The following is a 16,767-nucleotide window of genomic DNA, read 5'->3' on the forward strand; positions in this document are numbered from 1 at the left end:
CCTTGAGAATTAAGTTATAATAAATAGACAGTGTACATTGTAAGGTAATTAGGAGGGATTGGCTTGGCAAAGGATTTTGCAGTAATTGGTCTGGGACGATTCGGTGGAAGTATTTGCAAAGAATTAAGCATAGAAGGTAAGCAGGTTCTTGCGATAGATAAAGATGAATCGAAGGTAAATGAATATAAAAATATTGCATCTCATGCAGTGATATTAGATTCTTCAGATGAGGAGTCGCTTAAAGAAATTGGAATTAAAAACTTTGAGCATGTTATTGTTGCAATTGGTGAAAATATCCAAGCAAGTATTTTAACCACAGTGATTCTTACGGATCTTGGAATAAAGAATATTACTGTTAAAGCTCAAAATGATTACCATGAGAAAATTCTTCGAAAACTGGGGGTTGACAGGGTTGTTCATCCTGAAAGGGATATGGGGAGAAGGATTGCTCATAATATTATTTCGAACAATATTCTCGACTATTTAGAGTTGTCGGATGATCATAGTATTGTTGAAGTAAAAGCAGGGAGAAGGATGATTGGAAAGTCATTAATTAATCTTGATATCCGTGCCAAGTATGGTTGTAACGTCGTGGCAATAAAACAAGGTAAAATGATTGATGTATCACCTAATGCTGATCAGCCAATAGAAGAGGATGATATTTTAATTGTGATTGGGGCAGATGAAGATTTAAACCGCTTCGAAAAGCACCTGGTATTTGATAATTAATGAAACTGTATATAGAAGATTCAACTGAATGAAACGTAAGCAGTCTAATCATTAATAAGCACAGTAATATCCCCATATTGCCTCAAGTTTAGAAGGTACAGGTGCTGATAAAAGAATAGTTAATAGGGGGCGTTTCAGTTGGCCCGATTGTAATTAGTCACTAAGAAAAATATATAAAAAACGGTTCTGTACATCGAAAAAATGTACAGAACCGTTTTTTACATTTAAACCTCCATAATGATAGGCAATACCATTGGACGGCGTTTTGTTCTTTCAAATAGGAATGGTGCAATTGTATCAGTGATTTCATTTTTAATTTCTGACCACTGTGTTGTTTTGCGATCCATTACTTTATTTAAATGAACTGTAACAAGTTCCTGAGCTTCTTTAATTAAGTCTTCCGATTCTCTCATATAGACAAAACCGCGGGAAATAATGTCAGGGCCTGATGCAATCTTAAATTCTTTCATATTAATACTTACTACTACAATAACTAATCCTTCTTCAGAAAGAATGCGACGGTCTCTTAGAACAATGTTGCCAATATCACCAATGCCGCTGCCGTCAATATAAATAGTGCCTGAAGGGATTTTCCCAGCTACTTCTGCAGTATCTTTACTTAATGCCAGTACATCTCCATTATCGAGTGTGAAACAGTTATCTGGTTCAACATCACATGCAATTGCGAGTTTGTTATGCTCTTTTAACATACGATATTCTCCATGGATAGGCATAAAGAACTTTGGATTCATTAGACGAAGCATCAGTTTTTGCTCATCTTGACTGCCGTGTCCAGAAGTGTGTACATTGCTTAATCGACCGTGGATAACTTCAGCGCCTGCACGGTACAGTTTATTGATGATTCGGCCCACACTAATTGTATTTCCAGGGATTGGAGAAGAAGAAAATACAACAGTGTCACCAGGTATAAGGTGGACTTGTTTGTGTGTACCATTAGCAATCCGTGATAAAGCTGCCATTGCTTCACCTTGAGAACCAGTACAAAGAATAGTCAGCTCATTTGCAGGAATACGATTGATTTGATTGCTTTCAACGAAAGTTTCTTTTGGAGCCTGAATATAACCAAGCTCGAGTCCTAAATTAATCGCATTTTCCATGCTTCGGCCAAATACAGCGACTTTTCGATTATGCTTTACAGCTGAATCAATCACTTGTTTCAAGCGATAAATATTCGAAGCAAATGTTGCAAAAATCAATCTGCCGTCTACGCGGCTAAAGATATCATTAATACTTTCGCCAACTACTTTCTCTGACATTGTAAATCCGGGCACTTCACTGTTTGTACTATCTGATAATAAGCAAAGCACTCCTTCTTTGCCAATTTCAGCCATTTTTGCAAGGTTAGCATGTTCGCCAACTGGTGTGAAATCAAACTTATAGTCACCTGTATGAACAACATTTCCAGGCGGTGTTTTTACTACAACACCATAGGAGTCAGGTATACTATGCGTTGTACGGAAAAAGCTTACAGAGGTTTTTCGGAATTTGATTATATCATCTTCTTGAATTGTCGTTAATTTAGCATTTCTTAATAAACCATGTTCTTCTAATTTATTTCTTATTAATCCAATTGCAAGTTTTCCAGCATAAATCGGCACATTTATTTCACGTAACAGATAAGGAATTCCCCCAATATGGTCCTCGTGTCCGTGTGTTATGAATAATCCTTTAATTTTATCTTGATTTTGTACTAAATACGTATAATCAGGAATAACATAGTCAATTCCCAGCAGTTCATCTTCTGGGAATTTGATTCCAGCATCAATGATAATAATTTCATCTTGGAATTGCACTGCATACGTATTTTTTCCAATTTCACCGAGTCCGCCAAGGGCGAAAACTGCGGTTTGGTCATTTTTTACAAACTTCATGACTTAAATACTCTCCAATTCAAAACTAGGGGATTGTTTTTCATAATTTAGATGTGCCTCATCTAATTCCTGGATATATTCAATGTTGTAATTCTTCTCATTTAATTTATTGCGTACATCACGTACAGATTCTGCTTCAATATATAAGCTTTTTGTACGCTCGCGAACAGGTACTTCACTTTGTACTTCTTGGTATAATACTTTAAAAATCATTTTATCTCTCCTAACATTTTATTTTACGACGATTCAAATAAGCCATGTATAGAAAGTAATCATAGACTTGTTCTATACATGTATAAGATGTTAAATCATATCCTGGTGTATGTTTCCGTTGCATACAAAAGAATTATTTAATTGTGATTGGTTATTAGAAAATTAAGGCTTGCCAAGCTTTTGGATGACAAACCTAGTTGCACACAGACAGTAAGGGAGAATTGTTTCATTCCATTAGCTGCCTTTGCATGTACTATTATTTATAAGTTGTAGGTACACGTCCTTTTTGACCTATAAAATCTTTCCAACGTTTCTTCAGCTTTTCTCTAAGGCGCTTTAACATGTAAATACACGTCTCCTTTCATATACTAAGAAAAGCAGCAAAAACATTTTACCGATCCAATCCTCTTATCTATAGTATAGTACGAATTCTAGAAATTTGAAATAATAAAGAATAAATTTCTTTGCTTTATCATTAATTTCCCTTTTTATCTTAATAAAAACATGGGTGAAACTGTCAATCGACAGCGACAGTTTATGCCAATTGCAGAATGAGTTGCTGCTTGATAGAATAGGTTTATTTTCTGCTAAAATGCATATTTTATACTACATATAAAGTCAAGCCGTTTTCACGTATGAAATTATATTTAAAAAAAGATGTTCATCTGTAACTGAACATCTTTTTCTCTTTATTCAACTGGTTTTGCATTTTCAGGAATGAAGAAAGGATTGTTTTTATTAATATGATCGTAGAACATAATTCCATTTAAGTGGTCGATTTCATGTTGAAATACAATTGCTATATAGCCTTTTAGGCGAAGTTTAACCGGGTTGTTATCCATGTCTGTCGCTTGAATCGTAATTCGTTTATGCCGATGAACATACCCCTCTACTTCACGATCTACTGATAAACATCCTTCGCCGTTTTGCAGGAAGGTCTGCTCAATGGAATGTGATACAATTTTAGGGTTTACAAGTCCATAACTATATAACTTCCCATTTTCATCTTCCCCGTGAACAGCAATTAATCTCTTTTCAATGCCAAGCTGTGGAGCTGCTAATCCGACTCCAGCGCGGAGTTTATATTTTTCAGCAATTTCTTCGTCTTGACTATTTTTAAGGAACTGCAGCATTTCTTCTAATAGTTTTCTTTCTTCGTCCGTAATTGGCACGCTTACTTCCTTCGCTGGTTTTGTTAAAGAAGGATGCCCTTCACGTACAATGTCTTTCATAGTAATCATATTTATTTCTCCTAACTATTTATGTGTAAAGTCATTCTATGTCTAGATTTATTTTAGCATAGATAGGGTAGTTATAGCATATATTTAAAGTATGTGCCGGACGGATAAATTTCTGTCTACCGAATTAACTCTACTTTATGTTATGCTCTATAACATTGTTACTCCAACATGAACCCTTATGCTCGTAAGGTAAGGGAACGTGATTTGAAAACCTCCTCCAAAAGCTCCCCCAATGTAATTACATATGAATAGCTGAAAAAAATTCCACTGTTTGCAGATCTGCATCCCCATCTGATTGTCCGTAATCCCTGTTGATTTCATTTGCTGTATACCCTAATCTTTTTGCCACTGTAGCAACTGAAACTTTTCTGTTTAAAAGTATTGTCGCGTGTGCATGCCGTAACCCATGTGGCGTTATCTTTTTAATATCAGCTACTTTAATAAGAAGTGCGAAACCTACATTAATATATGAATCACTAACAGAACTCGCTCCACGTTAACGCAAAAAAACAAAGTCATCATCAACTCTTTAATGTTTTTGGTGAGTGTGTTCCGACTGTATCTCGGGTACGCTCTATTTTTATGGTTTGATTATCGAAATCAATTTCTCGCCATTTCAAACCGTGAGCTTCACCTTTTCGGACACTGGTATTAGCAACAAATGAAATTAGATTGTAAGTGTGATACTTCCATTCTTTTTTGCAGCAATCAACAGTTTGTTTAAATCATCTTGACTAAGAAAATTAGTCGTTCTTTTACCATCTTCTGGGACAGTGATATGCGCAAAGTTATTTCCTTTATTGTCTTGTTTATTACTGCTGCATTGACCGCTATCTTGAAGATCTATGATACATCTTCACTGTACTGTTCGAGTATTTTTTAAAATACTATTATCAAGATGAAGAAAAGCCTCAATAAAGAGGCTTTTTCTTTTTCAGCACAACCACATCCCACTCCAGGTATCTCCTCACATAACTTGACACACTCGGTAATACTCAAACTATGCCTAATTTTAATCTCTGTCATCCAGCATTCGTAAAATCATAATCATCGTTCTTGCATAAATCATGCACAAATCTGAAACCAACTAAATATCCTGGTATTATTTTTTCCATAGAAAATCCCTCCTCATGATTAATATCGAATGAGAAGGGGAATGGGTGGCATCTTTGAGTAAGAAATTTAAATTATTTAGGGGTAGGATGATCCTTTAAGTATTCCACTAATTTGTCATAAGAAGTTGTCTGATAAACTAAATCTTTTGTATCGAATAAAAAATAATTTGGTTTATCTTTACTGTATTCTAAATATGGTGTATCTCTTGCAGCCTTATCATAATCAGTTTCACTTGATATTCTAAAAACATTGTTAATATCGGATTCTTTATCCAATTTCACATCTATTTCTTCATCACCTACAGCGTATAGAGAAAACATACCCTTTCTATCCGAAACCATCCCATCTCGTTGATATTCATTACATGCAGCCAATCCAAAAATAGAGAGAATTAATATAATTATAGTTAGTCTTTTCATAGTCACCTCTACAGTGTTTATATTTAACTTAAATTATTTTTTACCTTATTTCATTATAAGGTAAATTCTTTGTGTCTCCTAATACCTTTTCTTCATTCATACTTGACTTTATTTCACCATTGTCTAATTTCCTCCTTACTTCTCTGTAATATAAATCATCTACTCTTGTTTCGGTAATGTTTACTTTAAAAGGGAACTTTGATGGCATTTTTAATAAATCTACTAACTTTGGCGGAGTTTCTTTTAAGGATTCATTTACGTTCTTTAGACTGGGTGTTTTCATCATGCGGCTGATTACTTCATCATTATCTTTAAATTCATTGTCCTGTGATTCATCATATGCTTAACTAACTTGTGTAGATGAAAAGATTCTTGCTGCTATTAAAAACATATTATTGTAATGAAAATCCGATTTTTTCTTTTCATTTTAATGTTCTTTAAAGGTAGTCTTACAGATGGATAATTTGTTTGATAGATTTTTGCATCAGAAAAAGAAAATCATCATCTTTTGTATGGACTAAGAAAATAAATTCACACAGCGTTATGTAAGAGTTTTAAAATATAATGCTGATTATGCATTGGTGTATTGTTACTGTCGCAAGAAGGACCGCACATTGAAGCTCGATAATATTCTTTCCGCTGGACCGAGAAAGGGGATTGCTTAGTGGTCAATGACAGAGGAATAATTAAAAAGACTTCTTTAATGCTGCCGGAGCATGTAGAAGCGCTGAAAAAGTTACGCGAAGAAGAGAAATGGAAAGAAAAACCTTTTATCGACGAGCATTTGAAAGAAGAAATAAATTTAACAGTGCAGCTGACATTAAAAGATGATTTAAGAATCGAATTAGAATATTTTAAGGACCATGATTGTCATAAAATTGAAGGGAAATTACTTGCAGCGGATCCGTTACTTAGTTATGGGAGGTTTGCGGACGATGAGATCCCGTTGGACAGTATTGCGGGTGCCAGGATAGATTGAAAGCAGGAGAATGATGTCTCCTGCTTTTTTGTGTGATTAATGAAATATAAAGAGAGGGATTATATCCTCCTTTATTTAATTGTAAACATATTTTTAAGTGTCTGCACACTATTTAATATATCCTCAAACATCCCCCAGATAGAAAGCTTTCGTTCTATTTATTTGTGTTTCGACATATATATGATACAAGCCTAAAGCGTTGATAATACATGACTTTCGACAATTAAATGATAGCCTTTAATAACCAAGTTTGTTATACTCTATAACATAATTATATGATAATGTTCACAGGAGGTTACATGGGATGGCATTAAGAAAAGTATCATTTTTACTAATTGCCTTTATTTTTATTTTATCTGCATGCAGCGGTGAAAGTGCGGAAGAAAAAATACATACACATTTAGAGGAAGCAGTGACTCTAGAGGAAGACTTTAAAGCACAGCAATCCGAAATTACTGCTCTTGAGGAACAAGAACAGGAATTATATAGTCAAATCATCCAATTAGGCATGGAGGACTTTGAAGAAATTACAAAGCTTTCACAAGAAGCGCAAACGATTGTTAGTGAACGTGCAGAAAAAATTAATATAGAACAGGAAAGCATTCATAAAGCAAAAGAAGAATTCCAATCAATAGAAGAGTTAATTGCTGATCTTGAAGAAGAATCAGTGAAATCAAAAGGTGAGGAAATGTATCAGACGATGATGGACAGGTATGGTACATATGATGAATTAAATGAAGCATATACAACATCTTTAGATTTAGAAAAGAAGTTATATGAAATGCTGCAGCAGGAAGAAGTTGAACGTGAGGCGTTAAATGAGCATATCGAAAAGATTAATGCCAGCTATGAAACAATCCTTACTGCAAATGAACAGTTTAACGAGCTTACAGTAGCATATAATGATTTAAAACAAGAATTCTATGATGCAGCACAACTGACTGTAACTGAAGAAAAATAATTAAGAAGAATTATTTAAATGTAATTTTAAAAACCTTGTTCGACTACTGCATAGTCGGACAAGGTTTTTCGCTGTTAAATAGTAACACCTGTAAAAATTTAATATAACAACTATATACTTTTACTGGAACAACCAGCAGGATGTCTAGTAAGAAAAAGTATATTATTAACCATGTTTCAATACGGCCCCTCCGGGAATAATAAATTATATAAGAAGGAGTGATATAAATGCCTTGGACAATGGATGATTATCCAGCATCAATGAAAAACTTGGAAAACGTTACGAGAAAGAAGGCAATTGATATAGCGAATTCTATGTTGGACGAAGGTTATTCAGATGACCAAGCAATACCGATTGCAATTGATCAGGCGAAGGAATGGCATGAAAATAGAGATGACGAAGAAATAGAAGAATATCGGAAACATGGAAAACCTACTACAAGAAGTAAAGAAGGTCAAAAATACAGGAGTAATCCTGAACGGCTGGATGAAGGTGAGCTCGTCATTGCTCATGAAGATGGTTGGGCAGTTAAATCCAGCGGAGCGGAGCGAGTCAGTGAGACGTTTGCTAATAAGAAAGATGCAGTTGTTCGAGGAGAGGAAATAGCAGATAATAAAGGAAAATCGCTTACCGTTTATAAACAGGACGGAACCATTGAATATAAAAAAGATTTTAATAAATAATATAAAAAAGGCTGAAAGATTAAGCCTTTTTTATATGTGTATATTGCTCAGTAAAAATCAGGATCCCCCTTGAAAGGTCATTTAGCAGATGAAGTAAACACTAAAAAGTTTAAACAGCTCTACTGTGTTAGCAGGAAAGTGAAAACTGTATTGCAACAGTTAGGGGAGTGTTTTTTGTACTATAACATCGTATAGGTGATAAGGCTTACACCTAAAACCTATTGGATAATCAAAGTGTTTGACCAAATGCAATTTATGAGCTAATATCTAATTTAGAAAGACTTTGTACCAGTATTTATTTTTAGATTACTATAACAGATGAATGGTGTTAAGATAGAGAGCGGTACAGTTAGGTCTTATCAATATAGTTAATTAGCTTTTATTATATTACATATTAAAAAAGGAGAGGTGACCATCTTGAAACATGTACTAGAAAGTGTTGAAAGTAAATTTGAGATGTTCCAAATTTTAGATGAGGATGGAAATGTTGTAAATGAAAAGGACATGCCAGACTTATCAGATGATGATTTAAAAGAATTAATGCGCCGAATGGTTTACACAAGAATCCTTGACCAGCGTTCCATTGCGCTAAACCGTCAAGGAAGACTTGGCTTCTATGCTCCAACGGCAGGTCAGGAAGCATCACAGCTAGGAAGTCACTTTGCAATGGAAAAAGAAGATTTCATTTTACCAGGATATCGTGATGTTCCACAGCTTATTTGGCAAGGTCTTCCATTGTATCAGGCATTCCTTTTCTCAAAAGGACATTTTCATGGAAATCAATTCCCTGATGATTTAAGAGCATTGGCACCACAAATCATTATTGGAGCACAATATGTTCAAGCTGCTGGTGTTGCATTAGGCATGAAACTGCGCGGCAAGAAAAATGTAGCGATTACTTATACAGGAGATGGGGGTACATCTCAAGGGGATTTCTATGAAGGAATCAACTTTGCAGGTGCATACCAAGCTCCCGCAATCTTTATTGTGCAAAATAACCGCTTCGCAATTTCTGTGCCAGTTGAAAAGCAGACTGCTGCTAAAACATTGGCACAAAAAGCTGTAGCGGCTGGAATAGAGGGTATCCAAGTTGATGGAATGGACGTGCTAGCGGTTTATGCTGCGACTAAAGACGCGCGTGACCGTGCAGTTAATGGAGAAGGGCCAACATTAATTGAAACACTGACGTATCGTTTTGGACCACATACAATGTCTGGTGATGATCCAACTCGCTACCGTACGGATGAATTAGATAAAGAATGGGAAAAGAAAGATCCGCTTGTTCGTTTCCGTAAATTCCTAGAGAGCAAAAATCTTTGGAGCGAAGAAGATGAAAACAAAGTAATTGAAGAAGCAAAAGAAGATATTAAAGAAGCAATTAAAAAAGCAGATCAATATCCAAAACAAAAAGTAACTGACTTAATTAATAATATGTACGAAGAGCTTCCTGTTAACTTACAGGAGCAGCTGGAAGAATACGAAGCAAAGGAGTCGAAATAAATCATGGCACAAATGACAATGATTCAAGCAATTACAGACGCAATGCGCAATGAGCTTAAAAATAATGAAGATGTGCTTGTGTTTGGGGAAGACGTTGGACAAAATGGTGGAGTTTTCCGTGCTACTGAAGGATTACAAGCAGAATTCGGTGAAGCACGCGTTTTTGATACACCTCTAGCAGAATCAGGTATTGGCGGGCTTGCTATTGGGCTTGCATTAGAAGGTTACCGTCCAGTACCGGAAATTCAATTTTTCGGCTTCTTATTTGAAGTAATGGATTCAATTAGTGGGCAGATGGCTCGTATGCGCTATCGCTCTGGCGGTCACTACAGTTCGCCAATTACAGTTCGCGCTCCTTTCGGTGGCGGGGTCCATACACCAGAATTACATGCAGACTCTCTTGAAGGGCTAGTTGCACAACAGCCAGGTCTAAAAGTTGTTATACCTTCAACACCGTACGAAGCAAAGGGTTTATTAATTTCGGCTATTCGTGATAATGATCCAGTTATTTTTCTGGAGCATATGAAACTGTATCGTTCATTCCGGGAAGAGGTTCCAGAAGAGGAATATACGATAGAAATTGGGAAAGCAGCTGTAAAACGTGAAGGTAAGGACGTAACATTGATTGCTTACGGCGCTATGGTTCATAGCTGTCTTAAAGCTGCAGAAGAATTAGAAAAGAATGGGATTGAAGCGGAAGTTATTGACTTGCGCACTGTATCTCCAGTTGACTATGAAACAGTTTTAAAATCTGTTGAGAAAACAAATCGCGCAGTAGTTGTACAGGAAGCACAACGACAAGCTGGTATTGCAGCAAACGTTGCAGCGGAAATTCAAGAGAGAGCAATTCTGCATCTGGAAGCACCAGTATTGCGTGTAACTGCTCCAGATACGGTATATTCATTCTCAGAAGCAGAAGAAGTTTGGCTGCCGAATCATAACGATATAATCGAAAAGGTGAACCAAGTAATTAACTTCTAAATTTAAGGCAGGAGGTAAGAAAATTATGGCATTTGAATTTAAATTCCCGGACATTGGTGAAGGAATCGCTGAAGGTGAGATTGTGAAATGGTTCGTAAAAGAAGGCGATGAAATTAATGAAGATGATGTCCTATGTGAAGTGCAAAATGATAAAGCGGTTGTAGAAATTCCTGCTCCAATTGATGGAACAGTTAAGAAAATTTATGTGGACGAAGGTGAAGTGGCTCGAGTGGGTGATACTTTCATTACATTCGATGCTGAAGGCTATGAGTCAGATAATAGCGCTGAGGAGTCACCGGAAGAAACGCAACAAGAAGAAGTTGTTAAGGAACAAACCAAAGAAAAAACTTCAGATAATAAAGCAGAAGATGCTGATGCAGATACGACTATTGTAATTGCAATGCCTTCTGTTAGAAAATATGCTCGTGAGCAAGATGTGAATATTAAAGATGTTACTGGAACTGGCAGGAATGGCCGGATTCTAAAAGAAGATATTGATGCATTCTTAAGTGGTGATGCTCCGAAGACTGAAGCGGTCGAAGCTGCAGTTGAAACAGACGGGAAGTCAGAAGCAGCTCCTGCTGCACCAACTGGAACTTACCCAGAAACACGTGAGAAGATGACAAGTATTCGCAAGGCTATTGCAAATGCAATGGTTAACTCGAAGACAAAAGCACCACATGTAACACTCATGGATGAGATTGATGTTACAGAGTTAGTCGCACATCGCAAGAAATTTAAAGAAATTGCAGCAGAACAGGATGTCAAGTTAACTTACTTGCCGTATGTTGTAAAAGCTTTGATTTCAGCATCTAAGAAATATCCAGTTATTAATTCAATGATTGATGATAAAACAGATGAAATTGTTCAAAAGCATTATTACAATATAGGAATTGCAGCAGATACAGAACGTGGACTGCTAGTGCCGGTTGTAAAAGATGCGGATAGAAAGTCTATCTTTGAAATATCAGCGGAAATCAACGCCTTGGCAGAAAAAGCAAGAGATGGTAAACTGAAACCTGATGAGATGTCAGGAGCTTCAAATACAATTTCTAATATTGGCTCTGCAGGTGGACAATGGTTTACTCCAGTGCTTAACTATCCTGAGGCAGTTATTTTAGGAATTGGAAGAATTGCTGATAAGCCAATCGTACGTAATGGGGAAGTTGTAATTGCTCCAGTACTAGCTTTATCATTAAGCTTTGATCATCGTATTGTTGATGGTGCAACTGCACAAATGGCAATGAATCAAATTAAACGAGTATTGAATGATCCACAATTAATTATGATGGAGGCGTAAGAAAATGGTAGTAGGAGATTTCCCGGTAGAAGTAGACACACTAGTTGTAGGGGCTGGACCTGGAGGATACGTTGCTGCAATCCGTGCCGCTCAGTTAGGTCAAAAAGTAACAATCGTTGACAAGGGAGCACTTGGCGGAGTCTGCTTAAACGTGGGCTGTATTCCTTCTAAAGCATTAATTTCAGCAGGTCATAAAGCTGCAGATGCTCATGGAGTGGATGAGCTTGGCATTAAAGCAGAAAACGTTTCTATTGATTTTTCTAAAGTTCAAGATTGGAAGAATTCCATCGTTAAAAAGTTAACTTCAGGTGTTGAAGGCCTTCTTAAGGGCAATAAGGTAGACATTGTTAAAGGTGAAGCTTATTTTGTAGATAAAAATACTGCTAAAATTATGGACGAGAAAAACTCTCAGACATATAAATTTAATAATTGTATTATTGCTACTGGCTCATCACCAATCGAAATTCCTAGCTTTAAATTTTCTGAACGTGTATTAGATTCAACTGGTGGATTAAATCTGCCAGAAATACCTAAAAAACTTGTTGTAATAGGTGCGGGTTATGTTGGAACTGAGTTAGGTTCTGTTTATGCTAATTTTGGTACAGAAGTTGTGTTCCTTGAAGGAGCAAAAGATATTTTAAGCGGCTTTGAAAAACAAATGACTCAGCTTGTTAAAAAACGCCTGAAAAATAAAGGTGCTACAATCGTAACTGAAGCAATGGCTAAAGGTGTTGAAGAAACGGACACTGGTGTTAAGGTTACATATGAAGCTAAGGGGAAAGAAGAAACGGTTGAAGCGGATTATGTAATGGTTACGGTTGGCCGCAGACCAAACACAGAAGAAATCGGTCTGGAAGCTCTAGGTGTTGAGCTTACTGATAGAGGTCTGGTTAAAACAGATAAACAATGTCGTACAAACATTGATAATATCTATGCTATTGGCGACATTACTGAAGGTCTCCCACTTGCACATAAAGCGTCTTACGAAGGTAAGATTGCTGCAGAAGCAATTAGTGGAGAAAAATCTGAGATTGATTATATTGGCATGCCAGCTGTTGCGTTTACAGATCCAGAACTTGCGACAGTAGGATTAACTGAGCAAGAAGCGAAAGATAAAGGATATAAAGTAAAAGTTGGTAAATTCCCATTTGGAGCAAATGGCCGTGCGCTTTCACTTAATAATAGTGATGGCTTCTTAAAACTAATTACTCGTGAAGAGGATGGACTTGTGTTAGGTGGACAAATTGCTGGACCGAATGCAAGTGATATGATCTCTGAAATCGGACTGGCTGTAGAAGCTGGAATGACTGCAGAAGACATTGCGCTTACAATCCATGCACATCCAACTTTAGGAGAAATTACAATGGAAGCAGCAGAGGTTGCTCTTGGAACTCCAGTTCATATGATGAAATAAATATTACTTTACAGAAATGGCAGCTTGTTATGAGCTGCCATTTTTTATTGTAATTTAAAAATAAAAGTTTCATAGAAGGATTAGTTTGTCAGATTTTGGGTTATAGTTAAATAGTGTATTTAACCAGCAATATGTTTATCGTTGTAACCAAACTGCTGAATTACTATAATAAAGTAGATAATGACATCAAGGGGGACCAGGAATGAAGAAATTAAGTGTTATTTTATTAATGATGCTCTTATTTATCGCTGCTTGTGCTGAAAAAGAGGATAATCCTGAAGAAGAGCAAAACAATGAGAATGAAGCAGCAGGTGCAGAAGAAAAGGCAGATGAAAGTAATAATGGAGTGAAGGAAGATTTACAAGAAAATACAGAGGGTGAAATAGAAAACGAAAATGAAGAAGAGCAAGAAACACGAGAAGCACAATACATTATTGGTGAAGATGCAACTGTATTACCGATAGAAGAAGGTATTAATGAAAATGTTGTTCTCATTACAATAGATGATGCACCAGGTGACCATGCGCTCGAGATGGCAGAAACGTTAAGCAAGTTAGACGCTGGGGCAATATTCTTTGTGAATGGACATTTCTTAGATTCACCCGAAGAAGAAGAGGCTTTAAAACAGCTTCATGAAATGGGATTTTTAATTGGTAACCATACATATAATCACCCATTGCTGACAGATATCCCTGAAGAGGAACAGCATGAAGAAATCGTTAGTTTAAGTGACCGAGTAGAGGAAATTATCGGAGAACGACCAAAGTTTTTCCGGGCACCAAATGGTATGAATACCGATTTCTCTGAGGCGCTGGCTGAAGAAGAGGGAATGGTGCTTATGAATTGGACGTACGGCTATGACTATTTTGAACCTTATATGGATGCTCAAAAATTGGCGGAAGCGATGATTACCGGGGAAGGACCAGAGGTAGATGTACCATATTCTTTATTGAAACCTGGAGCGAATTTATTAATGCATGATCGAGCGTGGACGAATGAGGCGCTGGAAGAAATTGTGTCGGGCCTTCGTGACAGCGGGTACGAAACAGTCGATCCAGCTTTAATAGAAACAATCAAGTAAATAATTGATTGATATGGAAGAACCCAGGAGGATGCAGTGTGACAGCTGTTTCCTCTTTTAAAATGCCAATACACGCAATTGAAGTGGATAGCCTGTTTTTTGTACTAATACATTGTGTGAGGATACTTTTTCTAATATGCGGAAGATATCGCATAGCGAGCTTGCTTCATTTATTGTCAATGAACATTATAATACGATGTCAACATGAATTTGGCATTTTCCTCCTGTGAAAGTTTAGTATATAATTAACAGAAAATAAATACTAATGATAAACTAATTATAAATAGAGTATTAAAGAAAGGGAAGGGGAATTTTTATGACGTTAGAAACGAGAGTTACGAAGCTGTTGAATATTGATTATCCAATTATTCAAGGGGGACTAGCTTACCTAGCCTATTCGGATTTAGCGGCGGCTGTATCAAATTCGGGCGGATTAGGGCAAATCACTGCAATGACACTTGAAAGTCCTGAAGCGTTGCGAGCTGAAATCAGAAAAATAAAGGCATTGACAAATAAACCGTTTGGTGTGAATTTTGCAATTGGTCAACACGGCAGACCGTTTGAAGATATGGTAGAAGCAGCAATTGAAGAAAAAGTTCCAGCCGTTTCTGTTACTGGTGGTAATCCTAAAGGAGTATTAGATATGCTTGAAGGACATAATATTAAAAAGTTAGTGCTAGTGGCAGCCAGACGTCAAGCAGAAAAGGCGGAAGAATTAGGTGCAGATGCCGTGATGGTCGTTGGGCAGGAGGGCGGAGGTCACTTAGGACGCAGTGATGTAGGTACAATGGTTCTTACTCCTCAGGTTGTTGACAATATCTCTATTCCTGTTATAGCATCCGGGGGTATTGCAGATGGACGCGGACTTATGGCTGCACTAAGTCTGGGAGCAGAAGGGATTGAATTGGGGACTAGATTTATTGCAACAAAGGAGAGTCATGCACATCCAAATTATAAGCAAGCAATTCTTAATGCAGATGAAAATGATACTGTTGTTATTAAACGAACAATTGGTGCACCTGCACGAGTGCTAAATAGTCCTTGGACTGAAAAAATACTTGAAATAGAGAAAGAGAATCTGGGATATGAATCTTTAAAGGACTACATAAGCGGAAAAGTGAACAATCGATATATATTAGAAGGTGATGATTCTAAAGGGTTTGGCTGGGCTGGACAGTCCGCAGCGAGGATTGATGATATTCCAACTGTTGATGAATTAATTGCATCTATTATTAAAGAAGCAGATGAAATACGAAAACTATGGGCAAAATGAGGTGATAAAATGGGGTATGAATATCCACTAAATGATTCTTGGTCTAAAGAAGAAATGATTGACATCGTTCAATTTTTTACGTTGATTGAAAAAGCTTATGAAAATCAGGTGAGCCGTGAAGACGTTATTACTTTATACCGCCGTTTCAAAGAAATCGTTCCGTCAAAGAGCGAGGAAAAGCAATTATTTGCAGCGTTTAAGGAAGCTTCCGGCTATCAAGCATTTTCGGTTATTAAAAAAATAAAAGAAACAGAACAAAAAAATATTAGAATGTAATAAAAGGAAGCACTTAAGCTGTGCTTCCTTTTGTTTTAGCTATTTGCTTTAGCAAGTTTATATAACGGAATCAGACTTTCATAGGCAGCTTTAATTACTTCGAAAAGTCTATCGCCATCTTTGATGATTGGATCATTCATTTCATAATGTTTTCCGATAAGAAACTCTGCTTTTTTCACATTATGAAAGCGGTGGAGATGCTCCTCGTTAAGATCAGCAAGTGAAATAGAATCTTTTTTCATATGGTCGAGTGAAACAACAAAATCATCTGGAAGTTCTTTGATTTCCTCAAAGCTCTCCAGGAATGCTTTTGCGATATTCTGTTTATTTGGAAGCTCATAAATGAGTGCGAGCCAGATGAATAAATGATCATCGAATAAACCTACTTGAAAGTGTGGATGTTTCTTATAGCCGCGTTTATTATCACAAATAGCCAGCCAGGTATCCTTAGGAGGATTAACCGTTCTTCTCGCATGTTTAGCAATATGTAAATACATCTCATTACCAAGCTTTAGTGAAAGTTCTTCAGTAAGCTCTGAACCAAGTTTTTGAAATTTTGGCTGAATTCGCGTCTGAATTGCTTCCATTCTAGCATCCAGTCCATCTATTAAAAATGTATCAAAATCAGTTTTTTGAAAGCCAGTAAAACTCATATGCTCCATCCTTTCTAAGTGCTTATTTATAATTATTATTAATTACAATTCATATT

The 16,767-nt window shown here is 36.6% G+C and carries 18 protein-coding genes and 1 pseudogene; 11 read left to right on the plus strand and 8 right to left on the minus strand.

The window, feature by feature from the left end:
* The first annotated feature begins 63 nt into the window (after positions 1-63).
* Positions 64-729 (plus strand): potassium channel family protein, encoded by a 666-nt coding sequence (locus NST93_RS01820; protein ID WP_405100635.1) that lies wholly within the window; start codon positions 64-66, stop codon positions 727-729.
* Between the two features lie 224 nt (positions 730-953).
* Here the strand turns inward: NST93_RS01820 and rnjA are convergent, their stop codons facing one another.
* The 7 genes and pseudogenes from rnjA to NST93_RS01855 form a co-directional block, all read right to left on the minus strand.
* On the minus strand, positions 954-2,621 hold the full coding sequence (rnjA, locus tag NST93_RS01825; RefSeq protein ID WP_405100637.1) for a ribonuclease J1: 1,668 nt from the start codon (positions 2,619-2,621) through the stop codon (positions 954-956).
* Positions 2,622-2,624: 3 nt separating this feature from the next.
* Entirely contained in the window at positions 2,625-2,834 is a 210-nt protein-coding gene (locus NST93_RS01830) for a DNA-dependent RNA polymerase subunit epsilon (protein ID WP_405100639.1), read from the minus strand.
* Positions 2,835-3,523: 689 nt separating this feature from the next.
* On the minus strand, positions 3,524-4,075 hold the full coding sequence (def, locus tag NST93_RS01835) for a peptide deformylase (RefSeq protein WP_405100641.1): 552 nt from the start codon (positions 4,073-4,075) through the stop codon (positions 3,524-3,526).
* 238 nt (positions 4,076-4,313) lie between these two features.
* On the minus strand, positions 4,314-4,541 hold the full coding sequence (locus NST93_RS01840; RefSeq protein ID WP_405103733.1) for a tyrosine-type recombinase/integrase: 228 nt from the start codon (positions 4,539-4,541) through the stop codon (positions 4,314-4,316).
* Between the two features lie 55 nt (positions 4,542-4,596).
* Positions 4,597-4,770: pseudogene (locus NST93_RS01845) on the minus strand (tyrosine-type recombinase/integrase); the annotation flags it as partial.
* A 492-nt stretch (positions 4,771-5,262) separates the two neighbouring features.
* Positions 5,263-5,610: a hypothetical protein gene (locus NST93_RS01850; RefSeq protein WP_405100643.1), complete on the minus strand. Its 348-nt coding sequence runs from the start codon at positions 5,608-5,610 to the stop codon at positions 5,263-5,265.
* Positions 5,611-5,650: 40 nt separating this feature from the next.
* Positions 5,651-5,896 (minus strand): hypothetical protein, encoded by a 246-nt coding sequence (locus NST93_RS01855; RefSeq protein WP_405100645.1) that lies wholly within the window; start codon positions 5,894-5,896, stop codon positions 5,651-5,653.
* A 378-nt stretch (positions 5,897-6,274) separates the two neighbouring features.
* Between NST93_RS01855 and NST93_RS01860 the strand changes: the two genes are divergently transcribed.
* The 10 genes from NST93_RS01860 (at position 6,275) to NST93_RS01905 (ending at position 16,058) form a co-directional block, all read left to right on the plus strand.
* The gene (locus tag NST93_RS01860; protein ID WP_405100647.1) at positions 6,275-6,589 is read left to right on the plus strand and encodes a YolD-like family protein; all 315 of its coding nucleotides are present in this window, start codon (positions 6,275-6,277) and stop codon (positions 6,587-6,589) included.
* 304 nt (positions 6,590-6,893) lie between these two features.
* Positions 6,894-7,550, plus strand: coding sequence for a YkyA family protein (locus NST93_RS01865; protein WP_405100649.1), 657 nt, complete (start codon positions 6,894-6,896; stop codon positions 7,548-7,550).
* A gap of 227 nt (positions 7,551-7,777) precedes the next feature.
* Complete coding sequence (locus tag NST93_RS01870) at positions 7,778-8,233, plus strand: DUF2188 domain-containing protein (protein ID WP_405100651.1); 456 nt, start codon at positions 7,778-7,780, stop codon at positions 8,231-8,233.
* Positions 8,234-8,689: 456 nt separating this feature from the next.
* A complete protein-coding gene (gene pdhA / locus NST93_RS01875) occupies positions 8,690-9,733 on the plus strand; it encodes a pyruvate dehydrogenase (acetyl-transferring) E1 component subunit alpha (protein WP_405103735.1) in 1,044 nt (347 codons plus the stop codon).
* Between the two features lie 3 nt (positions 9,734-9,736).
* A complete protein-coding gene (locus tag NST93_RS01880; RefSeq protein WP_405100653.1) occupies positions 9,737-10,714 on the plus strand; it encodes an alpha-ketoacid dehydrogenase subunit beta in 978 nt (325 codons plus the stop codon).
* Positions 10,715-10,739: 25 nt separating this feature from the next.
* Entirely contained in the window at positions 10,740-12,014 is a 1,275-nt protein-coding gene (locus tag NST93_RS01885; protein ID WP_405100654.1) for a dihydrolipoamide acetyltransferase family protein, read from the plus strand.
* Between the two features lie 4 nt (positions 12,015-12,018).
* The gene (gene lpdA, locus NST93_RS01890) at positions 12,019-13,428 is read left to right on the plus strand and encodes a dihydrolipoyl dehydrogenase (protein ID WP_405100656.1); all 1,410 of its coding nucleotides are present in this window, start codon (positions 12,019-12,021) and stop codon (positions 13,426-13,428) included.
* Between the two features lie 202 nt (positions 13,429-13,630).
* Entirely contained in the window at positions 13,631-14,509 is an 879-nt protein-coding gene (locus NST93_RS01895; protein ID WP_405100658.1) for a polysaccharide deacetylase family protein, read from the plus strand.
* Positions 14,510-14,825: 316 nt separating this feature from the next.
* A complete protein-coding gene (locus NST93_RS01900) occupies positions 14,826-15,782 on the plus strand; it encodes an NAD(P)H-dependent flavin oxidoreductase (RefSeq protein WP_405100660.1) in 957 nt (318 codons plus the stop codon).
* 9 nt (positions 15,783-15,791) lie between these two features.
* A complete protein-coding gene (locus NST93_RS01905; protein WP_405100662.1) occupies positions 15,792-16,058 on the plus strand; it encodes a UPF0223 family protein in 267 nt (88 codons plus the stop codon).
* 35 nt (positions 16,059-16,093) lie between these two features.
* Here NST93_RS01905 and NST93_RS01910 read toward each other — a convergent pair whose 3' ends face one another.
* On the minus strand, positions 16,094-16,711 hold the full coding sequence (locus tag NST93_RS01910; RefSeq protein WP_405100663.1) for a YktB family protein: 618 nt from the start codon (positions 16,709-16,711) through the stop codon (positions 16,094-16,096).
* Between the last annotated feature and the right edge of the window lie 56 nt (positions 16,712-16,767).

The sequence above is a fragment of the Oceanobacillus sp. FSL H7-0719 genome (assembly GCF_045040795.1).
Taxonomy (GTDB): Bacteria; Bacillota; Bacilli; order Bacillales; family Amphibacillaceae; genus Oceanobacillus.